The 22,596-nt window shown below is 68.9% G+C and carries 17 protein-coding genes; 9 read left to right on the top strand and 8 right to left on the bottom strand.

Annotation, left to right across the window (positions count from 1 at the left end; genetic code table 11):
- Positions 1–158: 158 nt before the first annotated feature.
- On the top strand, positions 159–605 hold the full coding sequence (locus OHA11_RS20535) for a hypothetical protein (RefSeq protein WP_266498423.1): 447 nt from the start codon (positions 159–161) through the stop codon (positions 603–605).
- Positions 606–895: 290 nt separating this feature from the next.
- Positions 896–4,495, top strand: a complete 3,600-nt coding sequence (locus OHA11_RS20530; RefSeq protein WP_266498421.1) for a hypothetical protein — start codon at positions 896–898, stop codon at positions 4,493–4,495.
- Between the two features lie 102 nt (positions 4,496–4,597).
- Here OHA11_RS20530 and OHA11_RS20525 read toward each other — a convergent pair whose 3' ends face one another.
- The 5 genes from OHA11_RS20525 to OHA11_RS20505 are packed head-to-tail and all read right to left on the bottom strand — an operon-like array spanning position 4,598 to position 12,956.
- Complete coding sequence (locus OHA11_RS20525) at positions 4,598–5,722, bottom strand: HNH endonuclease (protein WP_266498419.1); 1,125 nt, start codon at positions 5,720–5,722, stop codon at positions 4,598–4,600.
- A gap of 5 nt (positions 5,723–5,727) precedes the next feature.
- Positions 5,728–7,419 carry an AAA family ATPase gene (locus OHA11_RS20520; RefSeq protein WP_266498416.1) on the bottom strand — a complete coding sequence of 564 codons (1,692 nt, stop codon included), beginning with the start codon at positions 7,417–7,419 and terminating at the stop codon, positions 5,728–5,730.
- Positions 7,403–8,902, bottom strand: a complete 1,500-nt coding sequence (locus OHA11_RS20515) for a class I SAM-dependent DNA methyltransferase (protein ID WP_266498415.1) — start codon at positions 8,900–8,902, stop codon at positions 7,403–7,405. Before OHA11_RS20515 ends, OHA11_RS20520 begins: the two co-directional genes overlap by 17 nt.
- Positions 8,899–10,248, bottom strand: coding sequence for a hypothetical protein (locus OHA11_RS20510; protein ID WP_266498413.1), 1,350 nt, complete (start codon positions 10,246–10,248; stop codon positions 8,899–8,901). Before OHA11_RS20510 ends, OHA11_RS20515 begins: the two co-directional genes overlap by 4 nt.
- A complete protein-coding gene (locus OHA11_RS20505; RefSeq protein WP_266498411.1) occupies positions 10,248–12,956 on the bottom strand; it encodes a DEAD/DEAH box helicase family protein in 2,709 nt (902 codons plus the stop codon). The genes OHA11_RS20510 and OHA11_RS20505 overlap by 1 nt, the downstream gene beginning before the upstream one ends.
- On the opposite strand from OHA11_RS20505, the gene OHA11_RS20500 reads away from it, so the two are divergent.
- Entirely contained in the window at positions 12,945–13,244 is a 300-nt protein-coding gene (locus OHA11_RS20500; RefSeq protein ID WP_266498410.1) for a hypothetical protein, read from the top strand. The two genes, OHA11_RS20505 and OHA11_RS20500, sit on opposite strands and share 12 nt — an antisense overlap.
- A gap of 284 nt (positions 13,245–13,528) precedes the next feature.
- Here OHA11_RS20500 and OHA11_RS20495 read toward each other — a convergent pair whose 3' ends face one another.
- Together OHA11_RS20495 and OHA11_RS20490 are read right to left on the bottom strand one after the other, a co-directional pair.
- On the bottom strand, positions 13,529–14,836 hold the full coding sequence (locus tag OHA11_RS20495; protein WP_266498408.1) for a TniQ family protein: 1,308 nt from the start codon (positions 14,834–14,836) through the stop codon (positions 13,529–13,531).
- A complete protein-coding gene (locus tag OHA11_RS20490) occupies positions 14,746–15,660 on the bottom strand; it encodes an IS982 family transposase (RefSeq protein ID WP_266491913.1) in 915 nt (304 codons plus the stop codon). Before OHA11_RS20490 ends, OHA11_RS20495 begins: the two co-directional genes overlap by 91 nt.
- 291 nt (positions 15,661–15,951) lie before the next feature.
- Here OHA11_RS20490 and OHA11_RS20485 point away from each other — a divergent pair, with 291 nt between their 5' ends.
- On the top strand, positions 15,952–17,070 hold the full coding sequence (locus OHA11_RS20485; RefSeq protein WP_266493617.1) for an IS630 family transposase: 1,119 nt from the start codon (positions 15,952–15,954) through the stop codon (positions 17,068–17,070).
- Positions 17,071–17,170: 100 nt separating this feature from the next.
- Complete coding sequence (locus OHA11_RS20480; RefSeq protein WP_266493618.1) at positions 17,171–18,436, top strand: IS701 family transposase; 1,266 nt, start codon at positions 17,171–17,173, stop codon at positions 18,434–18,436.
- A gap of 146 nt (positions 18,437–18,582) precedes the next feature.
- On the opposite strand, the gene OHA11_RS20475 is transcribed toward OHA11_RS20480, so the two are convergent.
- A complete protein-coding gene (locus OHA11_RS20475) occupies positions 18,583–19,701 on the bottom strand; it encodes an IS630 family transposase (protein WP_266493617.1) in 1,119 nt (372 codons plus the stop codon).
- A gap of 734 nt (positions 19,702–20,435) precedes the next feature.
- Here OHA11_RS20475 and OHA11_RS20470 point away from each other — a divergent pair.
- The 4 genes from OHA11_RS20470 to OHA11_RS20455 all read left to right on the top strand — a co-directional run bounded on the left by OHA11_RS20470 (position 20,436) and on the right by OHA11_RS20455 (position 22,573).
- The gene (locus OHA11_RS20470) at positions 20,436–20,678 is read left to right on the top strand and encodes an Lrp/AsnC ligand binding domain-containing protein (RefSeq protein ID WP_323186772.1); all 243 of its coding nucleotides are present in this window, start codon (positions 20,436–20,438) and stop codon (positions 20,676–20,678) included.
- Positions 20,679–20,816: 138 nt separating this feature from the next.
- A complete protein-coding gene (locus OHA11_RS20465) occupies positions 20,817–21,371 on the top strand; it encodes a helix-turn-helix domain-containing protein (RefSeq protein WP_266498406.1) in 555 nt (184 codons plus the stop codon).
- 101 nt (positions 21,372–21,472) lie between these two features.
- Positions 21,473–22,075, top strand: coding sequence for a hypothetical protein (locus OHA11_RS20460; protein ID WP_266498403.1), 603 nt, complete (start codon positions 21,473–21,475; stop codon positions 22,073–22,075).
- A gap of 156 nt (positions 22,076–22,231) precedes the next feature.
- On the top strand, positions 22,232–22,573 hold the full coding sequence (locus OHA11_RS20455) for a DUF2516 family protein (RefSeq protein WP_266498402.1): 342 nt from the start codon (positions 22,232–22,234) through the stop codon (positions 22,571–22,573).
- The last annotated feature ends 23 nt before the right edge of the window (positions 22,574–22,596 follow it).

The following is a 22,596-nucleotide window of genomic DNA, read 5'->3' as shown; positions in this document are numbered from 1 at the left end:
CATCGGACGGTGCAGACCCCTGCCCTGACAGTGCAGACCTCTGCCCTATTTGTGGCGATACCGAGACGCCCCGTGAGGGCAGAGGTCTGCACTACCCTCTCCGAGCGTCGCCCGGGTCGAAGGCCAGCGACGATCTGATGACGGCTTGGAGGGATCCGATGACCACCGCCCTGCCTTCGCGCGCCTGGACGGTCACCATCAGCAGTCCGGCCGGGCGGCCCCTGCTGATGTGCAGCGCCTGCCCCGGACCGGGCCCTGCCGCGGGTGTCCCGCGAGGGGAGGAGATGCGGCGGCATCTGGCGCGCCACGTACGGGAATCCGGCCTGGAGCCGCATCTACGTACGTGTCAGTGCCGCGAGCGGTCCTGCGTCTGGCACCAGCGCCAGGGCCCGTGCAACGGCGCCCTGCGGCTGGTGCTGATCCGGGCGGACCAGGGCCGGACCTGGCACCTCGCCGACGTCTGCGCCGCCTGCGCCGTCGCGATTCCGCAGGCGGCGACCGTCCCGGAGCCCCCTGCGCCGCACGGCCGGACAGCGCGCGACTCGCCGGCGACCGACGCCTCGTATGTGCTCGAAGAGCCCGGCGAGTGGACCGAATCGCTGTGAGCACCGCCGCATCGCGGCCGTGACAGGGATCTGCATGGGCGGGTTCCAGCGCGGCCGACCCGCTTACGCTGCCGTAGCGGGGGTTAAAAGGCATCATCGGGGTGTCGGACCCTGTGCCGACCGGCCGCGTTGTGCGCGCCCGCGACGACAGGGGTGATTGTCAGACGCAGTCGCTAACCTCCTTTGATCTGAGCGGCGTTGGACGAACTGGGGGTTCGATGGTGCGGATGGACGGCGGCCGGATAGCAGCCCGCGGGTTTCAATACCAGTACCTGCGCACGCTCGAAGCGATGTTGACCGCATCGGATCAGGAACGGATCCACGGCTGCCGGATCGAGGGGCCCACCGACACGACCTCGACCGCGGCGGTCGACGTGGTCGACTTCGACCTTGTCGACAGGGAAGGCGACTGTCTGCTCGCCGCACAGGTCAAGAGCGCTTCGCCGGGCCGACAGGTCAGCGCCCCGGACGCGTTCACCATCCTTGCCGAGCTGGTCTGCAAGGTCGAGGCCGAACGGTACGAGCTGATCACAGCTGCAATGCCCGACCGCAACTGCCGGACTCTGGCCACGATCCTCAACGCCCCGCCCGCCGACCCCGGTCAGCTCAGGTCGCAGCTGGCGCAGCTGCTGCAGCGGGCCTCCTCCGCCACGGCCCGCCTGACGGCCCTGTCCGAGCAGGACCTGGAACGCCTCGCCCGCGCCCGGGTAGTAGTCGACGCCCGGGACGTGGAGGACATTCGCCACAACCTGCACGAGCGACTGCGAGAGCGCAGGGCCCACCATCGTGCCGGTCTCGGCAGCCGCTCGGCGGGGCTGATCACGGGGCACCTGGTCGCCGAGATCATGCGTCGCGCGTCCGACCCCCACCAGGCGTACTGGACCATCGCCGACTTCACCGACGCCGCGCTGGTGGAGGACGACGTGCTGGTGCGCGCGTTGGGACGCCAGGACTGGGGCAGTGTGTTCGGCCCGCTCGCGCCCGTGCCCGACATCCCCCGGCCGGGCCTGCTCGCAGATATCACCAAGGCCCTGGCCCCGGCCGACCCGCGCGATCGGTCGGTCAACTCCTGTGTTCTGTCCGGACTGTCGGGGATCGGGAAATCGAGCACGGCCGCCGCGTACGTCGCCGCACACGCCGACCGCTACGACCTCGTCCTGTGGGCTGAGGCGGCCACCGATGAGGCCCTGGCCGGCTCCTTTAGGCGCATCTGGGGGCACCTGAACGGGCACACGCACGACAGCCCGGCCTCCGCGAGCACGCCCTACCTTCGCGAACAAGTCCACGAACTGCTCGCGGCGCTGCCCGGACGCTGGCTGCTCGTCTTCGACGACGCCGCCCCAGCCGACGTCGATGCGTGGATCCCTCGGCTGGGCCGCGGCGATGTGTTGTTCACGTCCATCGACAGCGCCGGCTGGCACGCCATGCCCTGCGTCGTCCTGTCCCGGATGGACCACGCCCAGGCCGTGGAACTCCTCACCCGCCGCCTCGACCTGGACGAGAAGGCGACGGCCACCTGGCGGGAAGACCTGGACGCTCTGGCCGAAACACTGGAGGGATGGCCCCTGGCCATCGAGCTGGCCTGCGGATACATGCGTACCTGCCGGATCCCTGTCGAGCGTCTGAAGCAATTCCGTACCCTTCTGCTCGATCGGGCCCTGGCCGACAAGAGATCCAAACCCTCCGGCTATCCGCGGACCCTGGCCGCCACCGTCGAACTGAGCCTGGAACGCCTGGCCCACAACACCGCCGACGACGGCGAGTTACCGAACCAGGTACACGAAGTCCTCGGATTCCTGTGCAACTTCGCCGCCCAGCGCATTCCGGTGCACCTGGCGATGGCCTGCGCGCTCATCCCGCCGGGCATCGTGCCCGCAGGCAAGGAAGCCGTCGTTCTGGACGAAACCACCGTGCCGGTACGGGAGATCATCCGGGCACTGATCCAGGTGTCCTTCGTCCGCTACGACGAGCCGCTCACCTCCCGCATCTCTGGGTTCGCCGACAGCGACGACACCGTGTCGATGAACACCGTCCTGCAGCATCTGCTGCGCCAGCGCCTCACCCAGGGAGGCCAGGTGGAAACGGCGCTCTCACGCAGCGCCTTCCACACCGCGCGCTGGCTGGGCGCGGCCCTCGAATTCGGCGACGGCGACCTGGCCTGGGAGATCGCCCCGCACGCGGCGGCCCTGGCGAGCCATATCCAAGCCAGCGAGGTCAAGGACAACGACACCGCGCTCCTGATCGGCAACCTCGCCGGATTCGAGTACATCCAGGGGCAGCTGGACCAGGCGATGCGGCTGCTGCACCTGGAACTGGAATGGCTTCAGGACCTGGCCGACCCCAACACGCTGCTAATCGCGCAGACCCGCATCTCACTGGCCCAGATGTACGCGCACCATGACACCTCCGATCCGGTGGAGCAGGCCGTGAATCTGCTGTCGCCGCTGGTGGAGTACATCGAGCAGCTGCCTGGTGAACCGGATGGCGAGCCGGCCGCGGCGCTCCTGGCCACGCAGGCGCTCATCGTCCTGCGCAACCTTGCCAGCACCCACCCCGACGATCCGCGCCTGCGCCCCGCGCTCGAAGCGTTCACCACGCTGGCCGACCGGCTGCCGAAGACCGCGGCGGTCGCCGAGCGGCTCGAGGCCGAACAGGTCGCCCACCTGTTCGGCGACGGCGATCTGCAGGGCGTCGAGCACCTCGCCCGCAGCCAGCTTCCCCACACCCATCACAGCCACGCACGCTCCTTCCACGCCGCGGAGGTCACACGCCACCTCATCGAGGCGCTCGTCTACCAGCGCCGCTGGCAGGAGGCCGAAGCGGAGTTCGAGACGTTCCTCCCCTACACCGGACCGCGGTCGCTGTATCGCTCCTCCGTCCAGGACTTCGTCCACAACGTCGGTCTCGCCTGCGCCCTGGTGTGGATCGAGTCCACCGACGAGACCGCCGCAGCGCTCCTGCGCCGGGTGCTGACGGAGTGCGGCATCGAGCATCTCGATGCCGCACTGCGCGAGCACGAGCGGGCCCGGTTCACGCTCCTCAAGGCGGTCGACGCCGCCGCGCACCATGACACGGACGACTTCGTCACTCTGATCGTCGAACTCCGCGACCAGTGCTTCGATGCCGGCGGCATCGATGCGGCCGCGCCGTGGGAGCAGGTGTTTCGGGCCCTGCTGGAACGGGTCAAGACCATAACCAGCAAGCAGATCCACGACCATGTTCACGCCAGGGGCGAGGAGGTTTTCGACCTGGAGCGCATGCTCCCCGAGCAGAGCACCTACCTCCGCCAGACCGCCGAGGCGGCGCTGGCCGATGTCCATTGCACCCTCAGCGGCCAGCCCCCATTCCAGTCGGTCGGCATCATCCGTAATCCACACACCGACGGTGACAGCAAGGACGGCGAGCGGCCCCCCAGGACACCGATCGTGCTGATGGAGCCGCGTTACATGCTCACCGCCATGCCCCTGACCGGGGCGCCCGCCATGGAGTACCAGGTCCACCGCATCAGCGGCGCAGGCTTTCGACGCATCATCCCCGAGGCCATGTCCATCCCCGCCCTTCTTGACTGGCGGCTGTACCAGCGCGGCAACCGCATGGAACTGCGCGACCAGAAGGGGACCGTCTGGGCCCGCGCCCAGACCAGCCTGCCGCCGCGCTGGCTTCAGGCGGCCGCCACCAGCAAACGCGTCCTGGTGCTCTACGGGTTCGGGTTCATGCTCCAGGAACCTGCCGAGCGGCGCCCCGCGTTCGCTTCGCCGCAGGCCTTCGCGGAGCATTTCCACACCGCCGCGTCCTCCGGACTGCTGACCGCCGCATTTGTGGCATTGGACGGTGCCCGTCCTCCGAAGCGCACCCGCCGCCAGCAGGGCCGCAAGCCGCGCAAGCGGTGACAAGGCCCGTCACCTGCCAGCACTGCTGAGCCACGCCGGCTACCGGACAGAGCGTAGATACCGGCCGGACCGCGTCATCGTCCTCACCGCCGTACCCGTGTCTCACGTCGGTGCGGTGGGCGGGTGGTGCGTGGCGCGGAACTCAGCGAGGGTCTGCCCCACCCCGGCGATGGTCAGCCACCAGAAATCCCAGCCGTCGATCTTGTTGCTGCCGGTGGCGACTCGGGCGGCGGTGGTCGGGGTGCGCCAGGGGCGGCCCCCGACGTCGATCTGGCCCTCGTGGTTCAGGACTGCCCGGTGGACCTTCTTCTCGTGCCGGCCGGTGAGGGTGATACCGGCCTTCAGGTCGTCCGGGTCCAGATGTTGCAGCAGGTCGTGCAGGTCGACTCGGGAGCGTGCCGGGTCGATGGTGGGCGCGGCGCCGGCCGTCGTTGCGGCCGGGGCGGGCGCGGCGGCCGGCTGGTCGACGGCGCGCTGCAGGGCCAGGGCCATGGAGGCTGCCGAACTGTAGGGCGCCTTGGGTCCCACCTTGTCGTCGATCAGCTGCTGGATGTCGGTCTTGTCCCCGTAGCGGGCGAGTACGGTGACCTCCCGCATGAGGCGGCCGCGGAGCGGGACGAGGTGGGAGTCGTTGAGCGCCAGAATCCGTATGGTTTCGTCGGCGCGGCACAGACCGCGGTTCGTTTCGGCCGGCGAGTAAGGGGTGCTGCTGCGCCGGGCGTAGCCAGCGAAGTCGAAGCCGAGCAGGTCGGGGTCGCTGGGGCGAGCCGGGTCCAGGAGCAGCGGCTGTTCGTTGTTCAGGTCGTCGACTGATGTGCGGGCGCGGGTTCCGCCTATGAGCGGGAACTGGCTGCCCTTGGCGCGGCCTTCCCGGACACCGTTGTAGCGGGCTCCGCCGCTGTTGCAATGCTTGCAGGCGATGCGGTAGTTCGACACCTCGTAAGCCAGCCACCAGTAGCCCGGGTGGCCAGGCACGTCGAGTACTTCGGATTTCGGCCGGAAGTGGTCGACGGTGATGTCCGCGCGCACGATGAGGGTCTCGCAGTACCAGCACTTGACGCCGACGAGACCGAGGAGCAAGTCGCGTACGGCGTCCTCGGCCCAGTGCGAATTGAATTCACGCTCCGTGCCGGCAGCGACGGCGGCCCTGACCGCGTCGAGGGTGCGTTTGGCCTTGGCTGCCCAGGCCGGCGGGGCGGTGAGCCCTTGCATGTTGACGTGTCTCATCGGCGTCAGATCACCGACGAGAAGCGCTCGTGGAACAGCTCGGCGACCAAGGCCTGCAGTCGTTCGGGCGAGGGCGGATTGGGGCCGTGGGCGGCCTCGAGGAGCGCGAGGCGTCTGCGGTGGAGCTCGGCGAGGAAGGCCGCCACGAGCGGATCACGGTCGGAGTTGGGAAAGTCCATGGTCTCCAGCTGGGCGGTGACATCGCGCAGTGCAGCCTGTTTGACCGGGTCGCCAGCCGCCTCGGGAAGCAGCGCGTACTGGCGGTCGATCAGTTCCTGGGTGTGCTCATCGAGTTGGGTGGGCAGGCCGAACAGGTCGGTGGTCAGCAGGCCGCCGGCGCCTTGTCCGCGCGGGTTGGCCCGGGGTATCACCGCGCTGGCCTGGCCCTCCGCGTCGGTGGTGACGACGCGGATCTGCTCGCGGGTCATGTTGGACACCAGGAGCGGTTCGTGGGTGGCGGTGAGGAACTGCGAGTGCTGATGCGGTCCCAGCACGCTGCGCACGGAGGAGTACCAGCGTCGGCTCCACTCGGGGTGGAAGTGGGAGTCGGGTTCATCCAGAAGGAACAGCGACTCATGCGCCCGCTGTAGTCTCAGCAGGCCCAAAATGGTCAGGAGCTGCTGCTCCCCCGAGCTCAGATCGTCCAGGCCGACGGTGAGCGCGCCGGGTTTGTCCAGGCGGACGTCGACGGTGAGGTAGCCGGCATCCAGCAGGGTGGCCAGCAGGCCGAACATCGACAGGTCACTGTCGAAGAGGTTACGGAAGGCGCGGACGTCCTCCGCGGTGCCCAGGACAATCTGGAACCCGTCGGCCGGGCTACCGGCCCCGTCCACCGGGTCTGCGTCGGGGATGAGACCGAACCGCCCCGATTCGGCGGCGGCCGCGAACAGGGTGCGGGCAGGCCCGCCCAGGCCCCAGTACGGGAGGGCAGCCAGGTGCGGGGCGCGTGCGGTGCGTGGCGCTCGGATCCGCAGGACCGCGGAGGCCACCCGCTGCAGGTAGGAATGGCGGCGCAGGTAGGTGCCGAACGAGTCGGCCCAGTGAGTGGTCTGCGCGAGGAGCAGCAGCGGCAGATGCGCGGGCGTACACAGGAACACCGGTGTGTACAGGGGGCAGTTGATGGGCAGGGTGAGCTGCTCGGTCCACAGCTCGCCTTCGTTCGGGGCGTGGTGTGCGCGCCACTGGTCGAAGTCCGTCATCCACTGCCGGCGCCATTGGCCGACGCGGCGGGCGGCGAAGCGGCGGTGCTGGTCGAACTCGCTGGTCCAGGGAGCCTGGGCGTGCGCCTGGTAGCCGAAGACGTGATCGGGCAGATGCTGCGTCCACACTGCGCGGGCCGCGCGTATCGGCCGGCCCAGGGAGGTGTCCACGGTCAGCTCGGGTGAGGTGTCGGGGGAGGTCTGAACGACCCGGACCGTCCTGTCGTGGACCTCGTAGTCGAGTTCGAAGGCGAAGGCCGCACGGCGGCCCGGCCGGTGCAGGGCGCCGAAGATCTCGGCGAGCGCGTGCAGGGCCCGGGACTTTCCGCCGCCGTTGGGGCCGATCAGGGTGGCAATGGCATGGCCGCCATCGAGGGCGCCGGTGAGGTCCAGCTCGAAGTGACGCAGGCCCCGGTAGGAGGGAAGTCTCAGTCGCAGCAGCCGCACGGCATCCCCCCGGTCAAGGTGCTCCTGGTCGCCGTCACCGCTCCGCCTCACGATCCGGGCCGTCCGCGTGCACACCGTAGGGGCGCAGTGCTTCAGTCAGGGAGGCGAACTCGGCCAGGGCGGCGCCCAGTTCAGCGGTGATCTCCTGGGCCATGCGGTACAGGTCGGCCTCGGGCTCTTCCAGTGCGAAGGGCCCGGGCGGGGGTTCGGCGACGTGAACGTCCAGGTTGACGCCGGGCCGGGCGAGCAGGTCCTGGACGGCGAAGGAGCGAAAGCGGGGAATCTCGACTCGTTCGCTGCGGGGTCGGCCGGGCCGGTAGGCGGACACGAAGTCGCTGTAGTCGGGACCGGCTGGTGTCATGGGCTTGGCCGTCGTCGTGTGCGGGGAGCGCAGGTCGTACACCCACAACCGTGTCGTGGACGGGCTGCCATCGGGGCGCGGTTCGGGCTTGTCGAAGAACAGGACGCTGGCCTTGAGACCGCCCGCGTAGAAGATGCCCGTGGGAAGCCGCAGCAGGGTGTGGACGTCGCACGCGGACAGCAGTCGCTGCCGGATCAACTCACCCGGCCCGCCTTCGAACAGCACACTGTCGGGCACCACGACAGCGGCGCGGCCGTCGGTCTCCAGCAGGCTGTGGATGTGCTGGAGGAAGTTGAGCTGCCGGCTGGTGGTGAGGGTCCAGAAGTCCTCCCGGTAGGGCTCCTCGCTGGTGGAGCGGCGCCCGAACGGAGGGTTGGTGAGCACCAGCGTCGCCCGCCGCGCCGGTGGGCGGGCCAGCGCGTCCCCGACGGTGATGCACGGGTGGGTCTCGTCGGCCCGGGTGACGCCGTGCAGGACGAGGTTCGTCGTGGCCAGCCGCGCGGTGGCGTCGACGAGTTCGGTGCCGAAGAAGGCCCCCTGGCCGAGCCGCTTGCGCTGAGCCGCGGTGACACCTGAAGGAAAGTGGTCGACCATGTAGTCGAAGGCTTTGATCAGGAAACCACCGGTGCCGCAGGCCGGGTCGGAGACCGTGTCGTCGATGCCGGGCTGCATGCACTGCACGATCGCCTCGATCAGCGGCCGGGGCGTGAAGTACTGGCCGGCGCCGGTCTTCGTGTCTGTGCTCATGCGGGCCAGCAGCGCCTCGAAGACAGCGCCGATGTCGGCTGAGGACCACTGGTAGCGGTCCACCACGTCGACGATCAAGCGGTGCAGGAGGGCAGGGTCCGGGATGCGGTTTTGTGCCCGCCGGAAGAGCAGCCCGAGCGTTCCGGGCCGGGCGGCGAGCTGGCCCAGGATCTGCTCGTACGCCGGGATGAGGTAGTCGCGCTCGGTCGAGGTGAGCTGCTCCCATGCGTCGAAGCCGAGGATGTCCTGCCCGTTGAGGGGGCGTTGGCGTTGTTCATGGGCGCGCTTGAGGACGATCAGGCTGGAGAGCTGCTCGATGAGCTCCAGGCCCGAGGTGCCGTTGTCGCGCAGCACGTTGGCGTAGTTCCACAGCCGGTCCACCAGGGCCTGGTCGTGTCCGGGGCGGGAGGAGACGGTGGGGTTCACAGCACATACTCCTGTCGCCCGGACGGGGAGAGCGGAGGGGACAGGTGACCGGTGAAGGCGCGTTCCAGGAGGTTACGCCGTAGCCGTCCGGCCACCTCGAGAGCGCGTTCGGCTGCAGCGCAGGCCGCGTTCAGGGCCGCGGTGTGTGCCTGGACCACCGCGACCAGATGGTGCTGCTCGTCTACGGGAGCAACCGGCACCGGCATGAGCCGGATCCTGGCCAGGCTGATGGATGCCAGCCCCGCACTCTGGGTGGCGTTGCGGTGGCACCACTGGCGGCCGAGGCCGTTGGCGTGCCAGGCCAGCAGGACGGGGTGGAGCTGATGGGTGGTGATCCGGACACGGAAGACGTGGCTGTGGGGGACGCAGTGGGGCAGCTGGTCCTCCCAGATCCAGCCGCGGCCCAGACTGTCGATCGATCCGCCGCCGGTCAGCAGCACATCACCCGCCCGCAGTCGGGCTGCCTCGGCCCGTGACGGGAGCAGCCGGATCGTGCGGACGTCGTTCAGGTCCAGGCGGCCGCGCTGCACGTTGGCGACTCGCAGGCAGGAGACGTCCGTATCGGCGGGATTCCACTCCTGCGTGCCGGGTGGGGTGATACCGCGGGTGACCTCGGCGACATCGTGCAGGCGGGTCCACCGCCAGCGTTCGGGCAGGTCGGGCAGTGTCCCGTCCCCTGCGCCGGCAACCCGGGGCAGGTCCGCGGGAACCCGAGCGGTATCGGTGAGAGCGCCGCGCCCTGCCCGCGCGGTCAGGGCGCGGCTAAGGACGTCGGCCTGGTCGAGAGCGCTGTGGGCGCGGATCGTGGTGGCGTCGATGCGGGCGAGGTGGTCCTCCAACAGGCCGACGATCCGGCGCTGTTCCCCCACAGGGGGCAGCGGCAGCAGGACGGCGGCCAGATCACGCTGGTTGATCCGCCAGATCGCTGCGCCGCCCTGGCGGGCGCGTGCCTCGATCTGGCGCCGCATGACCGGCGACTTCCACAGGTGTGCGAGGTAGCGCGGATCGAGGACATCGGGGCGTACGCGTACTCGGATCATGGTGTCAGGGATGGCCGTCGGGGCCGGGGGGCCGTCCACCAGCGCGCCCTCGCCGACCAAGGAATGTGAGCCGTTGACCCGGCCGACCAGCACATCCCCGTGGTCGGCCAGCAGTATCGCGTGGCCGTTGTCCCGCGGGTTGCTGCTCTTGGACTGGGTGAAGTCCACGGTGACTGCCCGCAGCGCCGGCATGCGCAGTACGGGCAATCCGCCCTCGCCGGGGCGCGGGGACCGGCCGTTGACCAACGGTTCACTCAGCACGTCGGCCAGCCGGACGATCCTCCAGCCGGCAGGCACCTCATTCATCACGCTAGGGCCCTGCGCAGTTCGTCCAGGAGGTCGATCGCGGCGTCGGGCCCGAAGGCGTCAAGGAAGCCGTCCGTGCCGCCGCGCGCCGAGAAGGGGATGCTGTCGAGATACGCCGGGTCGAAGCGCGTCTCGGTGGCCACCACATCCGCGATCTTCTCGATCCACCACAGCTGGGCGGAGTTAAAGGGTCCGGACCGCTCGACGAACTCGGCCAGACGCCGGCCCACTGTCTTGTCTTGGCGGCGACCCCGGCTGCCGGATGTCGTTCCCCGAGCAAGGGCCGGCCGGTCGTACAGGTCGAGCAGCACCTCTTGGAGTTGGAGGTCCTCGGTGAGCGGGTAGAGGGCCTCCCGCCGCTCGTCCTCGACGGCTCTCTTGCCTCCCGCCCGGCGCAGCGATGCCAGGTGATCCGAGTCGACCGAGTCGAGGAGACGGGTCACCAGCTCCTGCAGAGGCCGGCCCGCCAGCTTGCGGATCTCGGCGCCGTCGGCGTCACTGAGCGCGGGGATAAGCCGGGCGAGCCGGATGGCGAGTTCGGCTGTCTCCTGCGGCGTCGCCCGGCCGTCAGTGGCTCGGTGCAGCAGGCGCTCCAAGGCGGCCCGTCCCCTCTGCCCGGATGCATCCGTCACGTTCACCAGCGGCTGGAGGTGACGCGAAGCGCCCGCCGCGTCGACGACCACGAGCTGCGCCTTGGCATCCGCTCCCGGGGTGACGGCGCGCAACTCCGCGGACGAGATGGTCTGCGTTCCCATGGCCAGCAGCTGCTCGTAGTAGGCGGCGGAGCGCACCTCGCGCAGGATCAGCAGGCACTCCATCACCCGCATGTCACTGTTCCCAGAGATCAGATCCGTCACGACCGCGATCCGGAACTGCGGTGTCGTGCGGAACTCCCGCAGCAGCTCCGCCGCATAAGCGTCGCGCGGCGTGATCCGCCGGCAGAAGACGTCCCCGGCGCCGAACACGTCGCGGACGCGCTCCACGACCTCGTCCGCATGCAGTCCGTCCTGCGCCAGCACCACGGTCTTGGGAACCGCGAGGAGCCCGCCGCCGTGCTGCATTCGGCCGGGGAACAGGGTCGGCAGCGCGTTACGGAAAGCCGTCACCACCTTGGCCAGGCGCTCAGAGGGGACAGCCCTTGCCGGACCCTGCCCTACGGTGAAGGCCAGCTCCTCGTCCAGGTCCTCGTAACGGGCGCGGCGCGAGCTGCGGGCTTGCACACCGACCGCGTCGACGGGGGTGGCAAACGCCGGCTGCCGGTCGCCGTCGACCTGGATCTGGTAGACGGAGTAGTCCACGGCGACGCCGTCGGCGACGGCCTGTTCATAGCTGTAGGACTCGACCAGGTTGCCCTTGAAGAATCCCAGCACGGTAGCGGTCGGCGTCGCGCTGAATCCGACGACGGGAGCGTCGAAGTATTCAAGAAGGGCACGTCGCTGTCCGTACAGCGCGCGGTGGCAGTCGTCGACGATGATGAGATCGAACGCGTCGGGCGGCAGCGCCTCGCAGTAGGACACTTCCAGGGGCGTGGCATCGGAATGCGCCTGCCGTTCGGCGGTCTCGTACGCCGCCACGCTCTCGGATCCGTCCTCGGGTGCTGGCGTGCCGGCGAGCATGGCCGACAGACGCTGCACCGTGGCCACGGCCACGGAAGCCGACGGGGCCAGGCCGTGCGCGGTCAGTTCCTGGACGTGGTACACGTCATCGAGAGGGCGCCCTCCGTCCGGCATGCTGAACTGGCGCAGCTGAGCGATCAGTTGGTGCACGGTGAGCTTGCGGTCGGTCACGAACAGGATCCGGCCCGCGCGCGCGTAGTGGAGCTGCCGGTAGGCGGTGAATACCCCGGTGAAGCTCGCCCCGGAGCCGGTGGCCATCTGCACCAGTGCGCGCCGCTGACCGGCCGCGAGGGCCTGCTCGATGGCCCGCACCGCCCCGCGCTGGGCAATGCGCAGCTGGTCGAACCCCTCGTCCTGCAGCTGCAGGTAGGCGGCCTGGCGGGCCCGGTAGGTCGGCGCCACACCGTCCGCCTCCGCTTCGCGCTGCCAGCGGGCCAGCGTGCGAGGCTGATGGAAGCCGCTGACTAGGCGCGCGTGGGATTCGGGGTCATTTGCGTCGCAGAACAGAAGACGGCGGCCATCGCTCACATACCGGTACGGCAGCGGCGAGCGCCACACAGGCCACGGCAGGGAGCCCTCCGGGGCCTTCGCCAGTGCGCCCGTCTGCTCCATGGCCTCGGCGAGATCGATGCCGTCCCGCTTGCACTCGACGATCCCGACCACCTGTCCGCCGACCGTCAGCAGCATGTCGGCGCGGAGTCCTCCGCCCAGGCGGGGCACCAGAACGCAGCCCAGGGAGCGGTTGAGCTGAGACTCCTCGCCAGCGCCGAGGACGTCCCATCCCGCCTTGGCGAGCCTGCGCTGCACTTCCGCGGAAATATCGGCTTCGCGCAGCGGTTCATAGGCGGCATCGCGTGCGCTGACGATCAGCTGTTCACGTTCGGCGACCGCCAGGGGCGCGGGAGCGACGCGCTGGTCGAATTCGCGGCGCAGGCGGGGCAGGTCCTCTTCCAGCGCAGCGACCCGCTGCGCCAGAACCTGCAGATCGGATGCTGAGGCGTGGACGAAGGTCATCGGTTCCGGGTCGCCGGTCAGGGCGCGGAAGAGCCAAACGGCCAGCGCGAAGCAGCGCCCGACCAGATGCGCGGCCACCTCCCGCTCATCATGCGCGCCGCCGTCGAGGCGGTGAAGGTCGTTGAACGCGTCCAGAACCGGCCCGGGAAGCATCCCGGCTCGGGACAGGAGGTCCAGACGGGCCTGCTGATCGCCCGTAGGCAGGCGCACCCTGGCCCGGTGGCCGAGCTCAGCGGCGAGAACCTCACCGAACTGGCGTGCCGCCACCACTGCTTCAGCGGGCGCGATAGCCGCGCGGGCCTCACAGGATGCGCCGTGAAGAACAAGAAGCGGTTCGTGGGGAAGCAGGAATCCGAAATTGGCTGACGCCAGAGCCAGGTCCGTGAACCGGCTTTCGAGCACGCTCGGCTCCAGAGCCACGCCGACCCTCCCCTACCTGCACTGCGGCGCCGCGGAATCCGCTACAGAACGGCTCTCACCCTACCGTCCGGCCCCTGCCCACAACACAGACGCTTTGCCCCGATTCAGGCCGTCTGCCCTTTATCTCATCCGACGGGCAGAAGGGGCCTGAGGTGCGAAGCCGAAGCTCCCGGTCGATCCGAGCGGCCTGGTCGTCCTGCCGGCCAGCCTCGGCGAGGGGGGCTCCGCTGTCACGGTGCGCCGCCGAGGCACGGTGGTGCTTCAGGCGGCGACGCCGAGTTCTTGGCGTGTGCGGTGGATGGAGTCGCGGACAGCCGGCTCGCGCCGCCAGGGGGCCAGGGCCATGTTGAAGTCGGCCACGTAGTCCTTGGCTCGGCTGGACTGGACGCGGGCGAGGATGTCGACGGCTTACTTCGGCGACTGGCACCTTTCCACTCGTCCTCGACGGCAGACCGCAACTGCTTCGAGATCCAGCCTGGGCGCCGCAAATAGGTACTGAGTGCCCGGTCGGCGGCACGTAGGCGCAGCACCAACGGGGCCAGGCGCTCTCGTGCTTCGTGCCGGTCCGGGGTTCCAAGGAATTGCGCCGCGATGTCCAGGACCGCGCCCGTGACCAGGGAGTCGTCGGGCGGCACGGTGTAGGGCTTGGAGGTCTTCTTCTTGCCTGCGCTGTTTAGCAGGGGCTCAGCCTGCGCGGCGCGGGCGGCATGTTCCGCGTCGAGCGCGGCGACCAGCACGGGGGTGCTGGCGTAGGGGCGGGCTTCCGGCCAGGACCGGAAGATCATGGCAACGATAGCTCTCAGGTCGGCGAAGTAGTGGGCAACGGGGACCGGTGCCCCGGCGCTCATGGTGGTCGCTGGCCCTCCTGCCGCGAGTAGGTGCCCCAGTTCGCGCTGGACGTGGAGCAGCACGTTCATGGTGACGGGATCAGGCCCGGGCGAGATATCTGGCCGGGCAAGGTCGGCTCCACAGGCCCCCGTGGGCTGCCGGTGCGAGGCCGATCGTGCGGTGAAGCGGCACTGTGTTGGGTGGAGCGAGTCGTCGGACAGGCGCGCAATGCTGTTTGCCGTGCGGACGAATTGCGCGAGTGTTCCGCACCTGGTGCATCGGTGCGACAGGAGTCGTCGGTGCCGGAGACAGAGGAAAATCACGGGTAGACGCCACAGCCGCTGCCATGCGCCTCCGTGGCGGTCCTGGATCGCATCGCCGTGCCCGGTGAGGCAGAAGGGGCAGTAGCGCGAGGAGCGGGTCAGCACCCACGGGTTGTCGTAGATCATCCGCGTTGGGGTAGTGCGTGGCGTGAAGGCGGGGTTCAGTGGCCCGTATCGCTCTCCGAGCGGGGCGAGGAGCATGCCGCTGACCTCGCCGGGCGCCAGGCGGGTGGCTCGGGCGAAGCCTGCTATGTGTTCGTCGTCTAGATGAATGAGTCCGAGGGGTGTCGTTGCGGTCAGTGATCGTAGGCGGTCAGTGATCGCTTGATCGGTTGTCCGGTCTTGTCGTTGTGCCAGATCGCGGCGGTGAGCGCGAGGATCCGGCACAGGACGCGGGCCGCTACCCCCGCCGGGCTCTTGCCGCCGTGTCGTTCCAGGTCGAGCTGTCCCTTGAGGGTCTGGTTGACCGACTCGATGACCTGCCGCAGGGGCTTGAACAGGTGTGACCCGGCCCGCTCGGCCTCTCCCTTGCGGGCCGGCCGCAGCAACTGAAGGTGACGCTCGGCAAGATCATGCTCGAACTCGCGGCCGTAGTAGTTCTTGTCCCCGATGATCGTCTGGCCGGGGCGGGCGGCTGCGGCATCGGGTGCGGTGTCGAGCATGTCGCGCAGCGTCTCGCGCTCGTCGGCCTTCGCGCCGGTGAGGGCGAACAGGACCGGCAGCCCGCCGAGTGTGCACACCAGGTGCAGCCGCAGCCCCCAGAAGTACCGTGAGTGCGACGCGCAGTAACCGTACTCGGCCCAGCCTGCCAGGTCCGAGCGTTTCGCCGTCTCGCGGGAGCAGCCGCAGCCGACCGGGGTGGAGTCGACCAGCCACACATCGTCGCTCCACAGCGAGGTGTCCCGGGCCAGGATCCGGATCATGCTGGTGAGCAGCGAGGACGCGGCACGCAGCCGCTTGTTGTAGCCGGACTGCTGGGGCACGTAGGGGAAGAGGTGGCCGAAGTCCCGCCCGACGCGGCGCAGCCAGCGCCGCTCGGAGGTGTAACCGAGCAGCGCCGACGTGACTGCGAGGGTGACCAGTTCGGCGTCACTGAGCGTGGGCGCGATCCCGACGGCGGGCCGGTACGGGGCCAGCCACGGCGAAGCCTTCAACTCGTCGTCGATCCGGGCATAGAGTGCCGTTGCGAGGGTGTCCAGGTCTGTCTTCACACACTGACATTGGACGCCCTCGTCTCATGTCCGCAGGCCATCCCTTGGACTCATTCATCTAGGTGGTACAGGAGCCCCAGCGGCAGCCGGGTGGGCAGGCCCGGGCGGGTGCGGGGTACCAGGCCGGTGCGGACGGAGACCTCTGCGGGTGTCGTGCCGAGCCTGTGGGCTAGTGCGTTGGCCACGAACGTTCGCCGGGTCTGGTGATACGCCGGTCGATGTCCGGGGTGCCTGGGTCTGTCAGTCTCACTCTCGATAGCGACGTGGTTGTCGTGGGGAGTGAGGTCATGCATGGCAGAGCCGGTCAGAGCACGGCGGTTGACTGATCAAGAGGGCCAGAGACTGCAGCAGATCGTCCGGCGGGGCCGCCATGAGTCCGTACGGGTCCGTCGGGCACTGATCATCATGGCGTCGGCGTCGGGCACTCCCGTGGCGGCGATCGCACGGCTGGCCGCCGCGCACGAGGACACCGTCCGGGACGTGATCCATGCGTTCAACGAGAAGGGCCTGGCCGCGCTGGACCCTCGGTGGGCGGGAGGCCGTCCCCGCCTGATCAGCGATGACGAACGCGAGTTCATCATCGCGACGGCCAGGACCCGCCCAGTCACGCTGGGACGCCCGTTCACGCACTGGAGCCTTCGCAAGCTCACCGAGTACCTGGCCCGCAACCGGGTCCGGACGGTGAAGGTCGGCCGGGAACGACTGCGGCAGATCCTGCGCGAGCACGGGATCTCGTTTCAGCGGACCCGCACCTGGAAGGAGTCCAGGGATCCCGACAAGGACGCCAAACTCGACCGCATCGAGCACGTGACCAGCCGTTTCCTGGACCGGTGCTTCGCGTTCGACCAGTTCGGTCCGCTGTCGATCCGGCCCTGCCACGGCTCCGGCTGGGCCGGGGAGAAGAAACCGGACCGGCTGCCGGCCACCTATCACCGCACTCACGGTATCCGGTACTTCCACGGCTGCTATTCCCTCGGCGATGACCAGTTGTGGGGCGTGACCCGCCGCCGCAAAGGCGGTGACCACAGCCTCTCGGCGCTGAAGTCGATCCGGGCCGCCCGCCCCGACGGCGCCCCCGTCTACGTGATCATGGACAATTTGTCGGCGAACAAGACCCCGGCCATCCGGACCTGGGCCAGGAAGAACAAGGTCGAGTTGTGCCTGACGCCGACGAGCGCGTCGTGGGCCAACCCGATCGAGGCTCAGTTCGGGCCCCTGCGCAACTTCGTCATGGGCAACTCCAACCACCCCAACCACACCGTCCTGTCCTGGAAGCTTCAGGACTACCTGCGCTGGCGCAACGCCAACGCCCGTCACCCCGACGTCCTGGCCGCCCAGCGCCGCGAACGCGCCAAGGTCCGCAGCGAACGCCAGCAACGCTGGGGCCGACCACGACCCAAAGCCGCCTGATCAAACCCGGCGAACGTTCGTGGCCAACGCACTAGTAGGGCTTGGTCAGGTCGGTTGTTGTGGTGCGTGTCCTGCGGGCCCGGTGTGGCGTTGAGAGTGTGTGACTCCGGACGAGATTGCTGTGGTGCGTGGTGAGTTGGAGACGTTCGCGGCGGAGGTGTTCGAGCCGTTCGCGCGCAAGGATCAGCGCCGGTGGGGGCAGGTTTATGTGCGGGGGCTGCTGACCGACGGGCAGCGTAAGTCGGTCGAGCCGATGGCCGCCCGGCTCGGGGAGGACGGCAATCGTCAGGCACTGGCCAACTTCATCACCACCAGCCCCTGGGACCCGGCGCACATCCGGGCCCAGCTCGCCTGGCGGATGGAGGAGACGATCGGGCCCAAGGCCCTCATCTTCGACGACACCGGGTTCCTCAAGGACGGGATGGCCTCGGCATGCGTGTCGCGGCAGTACACCGGCACCGCGGGCAAGGTCACCAACTGCCAGGTCGGCGTCTCACTCCACCTCGCGTCCGACCACGCCTCGGCGGCGGTCAACTGGCGGCTGTTCCTGCCCCGGACATGGGATCCCGCCTCACCGGAGGCCGATGCGGACAAGGTCGCCCGCCGCACCGCCTGCGGCATCCCGGACGATGTCGGGCATGTGGAGAAGTGGCAGCTGGCCCTGGACATGCTCGACGAGACCCGCTCGTGGGGGATCGAGGTGCCGCTGGCCGTCGCGGACGCCGGATACGGCGACGCTGCCGCGTTCCGGCACGGACTGCAGGCCCGCGGCCTGAACTACGTGGTGGGGATCTCCACCACACTGTCGGCCCAGCCCGCCGACGCGGTGCCGGTGGCCGGGCCGTACTGCGGGACGGGACGCCCGCCGCTGGCCAAGTATCCCGACAAGCCGCGGTCGGTGAAGGAGCTGGTCATCGCGGCGGGCCGGAAGGCTGCCCGGCCGGTGCAGTGGCGAGAGGGCTCCCGGCCCGGCACCGGCCGCTTTGGCCGTAAGCGGATGTACTCCCGCTTCGTGGCCTTGCGCATCCGGCCTGCCGGACGCGAGGTCCGCCAGGCCACCGACGGCCCGGAACTGCCCGTGTGCTGGCTGCTGGCCGAATGGCCCGCCGGTGAGAACGAGCCGGTGCAGTTCTGGCTGTCCGACCTGCCCTCCGGCATGCCTCTGACCACGCTGGTCCGCCTCGCCAAACTCCGCTGGCGCATCGAGCACGACTACCGGGAGATGAAGCAGGCCCTGGGACTTGCCCACTTCGAGGGCCGGACCTGGGGCGGCTGGCACCACCACGTCACCCTCGTCTCCGTCGCGCACGCCTTCTGCACCCTGCAACGACTGGCCCGGGCCCCAAAAGACCCAGCACCGGCCTGAGCCTCTACCAAGTCGTCCGCGAGCTACAGACACTCCTCGCCCTCTGGACCGGTGCCTGCCCCACCTGCCACCGCAACATGCCCACACCGATACGAATCTGACCAAGCCCTACTAGTGCGTTGGCCACGAACGTTCGCCGGGTTTGATCAGGCGGCTTTGGGTCGTGGTCGGCCCCAGCGTTGCTGGCGTTCGCTGCGGACCTTGGCGCGTTCGCGGCGCTGGGCGGCCAGGACGTCGGGGTGACGGGCGTTGGCGTTGCGCCAGCGCAGGTAGTCCTGAAGCTTCCAGGACAGGACGGTGTGGTTGGGGTGGTTGGAGTTGCCCATGACGAAGTTGCGCAGGGGCCCGAACTGAGCCTCGATCGGGTTGGCCCACGACGCGCTCGTCGGCGTCAGGCACAACTCGACCTTGTTCTTCCTGGCCCAGGTCCGGATGGCCGGGGTCTTGTTCGCCGACAAATTGTCCATGATCACGTAGACGGGGGCGCCGTCGGGGCGGGCGGCCCGGATCGACTTCAGCGCCGAGAGGCTGTGGTCACCGCCTTTGCGGCGGCGGGTCACGCCCCACAACTGGTCATCGCCGAGGGAATAGCAGCCGTGGAAGTACCGGATACCGTGAGTGCGGTGATAGGTGGCCGGCAGCCGGTCCGGTTTCTTCTCCCCGGCCCAGCCGGAGCCGTGGCAGGGCCGGATCGACAGCGGACCGAACTGGTCGAACGCGAAGCACCGGTCCAGGAAACGGCTGGTCACGTGCTCGATGCGGTCGAGTTTGGCGTCCTTGTCGGGATCCCTGGACTCCTTCCAGGTGCGGGTCCGCTGAAACGAGATCCCGTGCTCGCGCAGGATCTGCCGCAGTCGTTCCCGGCCGACCTTCACCGTCCGGACCCGGTTGCGGGCCAGGTACTCGGTGAGCTTGCGAAGGCTCCAGTGCGTGAACGGGCGTCCCAGCGTGACTGGGCGGGTCCTGGCCGTCGCGATGATGAACTCGCGTTCGTCATCGCTGATCAGGCGGGGACGGCCTCCCGCCCACCGAGGGTCCAGCGCGGCCAGGCCCTTCTCGTTGAACGCATGGATCACGTCCCGGACGGTGTCCTCGTGCGCGGCGGCCAGCCGTGCGATCGCCGCCACGGGAGTGCCCGACGCCGACGCCATGATGATCAGTGCCCGACGGACCCGTACGGACTCATGGCGGCCCCGCCGGACGATCTGCTGCAGTCTCTGGCCCTCTTGATCAGTCAACCGCCGTGCTCTGACCGGCTCTGCCATGCATGACCTCACTCCCCACGACAACCACGTCGCTATCGAGAGTGAGACTGACAGACCCAGGCACCCCGGACATCGACCGGCGTATCACCAGACCCGGCGAACGTTCGTGGCCAACGCACTAGCGGGTCGCAGTCGAGCAGCATCAGGCGATCGCGGTCCAGCCACGACTCGTAGCCCACATGCCCGCCACACGTCGCTGACCAGCACCAGCCGTACCGGTTGCCCCGCCCTCGGAAAGCCGGCAACCGGCGCTCGGGCCGTACCGACTCGAACCGGACCGACCACAGACACTCCAGCGCCCCGCGCTCACGGACCCCGCCCGCGTTGACGTACTCCAGATCGACGTCCTCCGCCGACACCTCACACGCATCCATCCAGGCCTCCGGAACGACGCCTACCAGCCACGACGACCGTGGACACAGTCACAGCGACGTACCCGGAGATGACTGAGACATCAGCTCACCTGCCCGGAGATCTCCGAGACTGCCCGGACATCACAGAGACCGGACAGCTGCTGGTCATCGAGGACGCGGACAGCCCACTGCGGTCCCCGTTCGTACACGCAGTGGCCTTGATCGACGCTTCCGTCAGGCGGATAGGCAACGGTTCACTCGGCGCGCAGAACCCTCAACGAGCCCGGTACCCGGCGATGACGTCGGCCTCTTCCAGGCGTTTGAGCCGCGCAGGCAGGCGTCCTCGACCCGGAAGCCCTCGGCCGCGGCCTCGAGGGCCTAATCGACGTCGAGATCTACTCCCAGGACCGCAAGAGCTTCGAGGAGTTCGAGTCCGCCGTGGCCGCCTTCGACGAGGTCATCGAGTGCCGACGCATGTACGGCCGCCCCGACTACTTCCTTCGCGTCGCCGTCGGCGACCACGCCGCCTGTGAAGCCTTCCTCACAGGCAAGTTGAGCGGCTTGACCGGCGTACGGTGCCTCGAATCCCACCTCACCATGAAGAAGATCAAGGCAGACAGCTGACCGGCAATGGTGGCACGACAGTTGCCCTGCAAATACGACACCTATCGTGCTCAGTCTCAAGCACTCACCCGCAGTGGCGTAGCGCACTTTTGCAAGCAGGTGCTTGCAATAGTTAGCGCGAGCGGGCAGGGTGGAGGCATGGCATCACTCAACGTCGGCAATCTCGGGGAGTACCTGCGGGAGCAGCGGCGCAACGCGCATCTGAGCCTGCGGCAGCTCGCCGACGCCGCCGGGGTGTCCAATCCGTATCTGAGCCAGATCGAGCGCGGGCTGCGCAAGCCGAGCGCGGAGGTGTTGCAGCAGGTCGCCAAGGCCCTGCGGATCTCCGCCGAGACGCTGTACGTCCGTGCCGGGATCCTCGACGCCGAGCGTGACCGGGACGAGGTGGAGACGCGTGCGGTCATCCTCGCCGACCCGACGCTCAACGAGCGGCAGAAGCAGGTGCTGCTCCAGATCTACGAGTCCTTCCGCAAGGAGAACGGGTTCGAGATCGACATCGAGGCCGAGATCAAGGCGGTCGGGGACGTGACCGCCACGACTGGCGCAACAGGCGTGACGGATGGTCCGGGCGCCGTCGTTGACAGGGTTCGTGCGGGTGACGGCAGCGATGCCGGGGAGAACGACCCGCATGACCCGCACCGCCCGCATGACACGAACGACCCTCACGACCAGCAGCAGTCCTCCGCGGGCTGACGGTATGGCTCGGCCGGCCGCGGAGTAACGAACGACAAAACCCTCAAAGTACTCAAAACCCTCACGCTTCAACTGATAGCGATTCCCGGAGGACCATCGCCATGGCCATCACCGACGACCTGCGCAAGACCTTCAGCGACCCGACCCCGCTCTACTTCGCCGCCGGCACCGCCGACCTGGCCATTCAGCAGGCCAAGAAGGTACCCGGCATCGTCGAGCAGCTGCGTGTCGAGGCGCCGGCCCGTATCGACGCCGTACGCGGCATCGACCCGAACGAGGTTCAGGGGAAGGCCACCGCCCGCGCCAAGGAGGCGCAGGAGACCATTCAGACCAAGGTGAGCGAGTTCATCGGCACCCTGGACACCGACCTGAAGAAGATCGGTGAGACGGCTCAGGACTTCGCCCTCCGCGGTGTCGGCGTGGCCGCCGAGTACGCCGTGAAGGCGCGCGAGACGTACGAGAAGGTCGCCGAGCACGGTGAGCAGACCGTGAAGACCTGGCGCGGCGAGGCCGCCGAGGAGATCGAGGAACTGGCCGTCGCCGTCGAGCCGAAGCCGAAGCCGAAGTCGGAGCCCGTCGAGGTCAAGGCCGAGACGCCCGCCGAGGCCAAGGCCGAGCCCGCCCCGGCGAAGAAGACCGCGGCCAAGAAGGCCCCGGCCGCCCGTAAGACCACCGCGAAGAAGACGACGCCGCCCGCGAAGTAGGCGAAGTAGGCGAAGCAGGCGTGGCGCCGCCGGGTCAGAGGCGGCAGGTGTCACGCGAACGGGTCGGGGACTCCGGGCACTACCGGAGTCCCCGACCCGTTCTGCGGGTACGGTGACCGCGTAGGGACGAGGACTCGAATCGGGTAGGTGGGCCAAGTGCTGTTGACCGCGTTCGGCGGCTTCATGTCGCTGATCTTCCTCGGCATGCTGGTGCTCGCGGTGGTGGCGCTGGTGATGGCCGGCCTGGCCCGCGAGGACGCGTATCGCGCCGCGAACAAGCAGACCAAGATGTTCTGGCTGATCATCCTCGGCGTCACGGTGGCCGTGAACCTGCTGGTGCCGATGGTCTTCCTGCAGATCGCCGGACTCATCGCCACGATCGTCTTCTTCGTGGACGTCCGGCCCGCCATCAGGCAGGTTTCGGGCGGCGGCGGAGGCGGCCGCCGAGGCGGAAGCAGCAGCGACGGTCCGTACGGGCCGTACAACGGCGGACGCTGAGCTCTCCTTTCCGGCCCCGGCAC

Origin of the sequence: Streptomyces sp. NBC_00878 (assembly GCF_026341515.1) — a bacterium.
Taxonomy (GTDB): Bacteria; Actinomycetota; Actinomycetes; order Streptomycetales; family Streptomycetaceae; genus Streptomyces.
Note: the sequence above shows the minus strand (reverse complement) of the source record. Positions and strands in the feature narration are given on the sequence as shown.

What these genes read in the sequence shown, in the direction of transcription:
- OHA11_RS20535 (WP_266498423.1), top strand. Translation starts at nt 159, where the DNA reads ATGACCACCGCCCTGCCTTCGCGCGCCTGGACGGTCACCATCAGCAGT.
- OHA11_RS20530 (WP_266498421.1), top strand. Translation starts at nt 896, where the DNA reads ATGTTGACCGCATCGGATCAGGAACGGATCCACGGCTGCCGGATCGAG.
- OHA11_RS20525 (WP_266498419.1), bottom strand. Translation starts at nt 5,722, where the DNA reads ATGAGACACGTCAACATGCAAGGGCTCACCGCCCCGCCGGCCTGGGCA.
- OHA11_RS20510 (WP_266498413.1), bottom strand. Translation starts at nt 10,248, where the DNA reads ATGAATGAGGTGCCTGCCGGCTGGAGGATCGTCCGGCTGGCCGACGTG.
- OHA11_RS20500 (WP_266498410.1), top strand. Translation starts at nt 12,945, where the DNA reads ATGCGCGGCCACCTCCCGCTCATCATGCGCGCCGCCGTCGAGGCGGTG.
- OHA11_RS20485 (WP_266493617.1), top strand. Translation starts at nt 15,952, where the DNA reads ATGGCAGAGCCGGTCAGAGCACGGCGGTTGACTGATCAAGAGGGCCAG.
- OHA11_RS20475 (WP_266493617.1), bottom strand. Translation starts at nt 19,701, where the DNA reads ATGGCAGAGCCGGTCAGAGCACGGCGGTTGACTGATCAAGAGGGCCAG.
- OHA11_RS20465 (WP_266498406.1), top strand. Translation starts at nt 20,817, where the DNA reads ATGGCATCACTCAACGTCGGCAATCTCGGGGAGTACCTGCGGGAGCAG.
- OHA11_RS20460 (WP_266498403.1), top strand. Translation starts at nt 21,473, where the DNA reads ATGGCCATCACCGACGACCTGCGCAAGACCTTCAGCGACCCGACCCCG.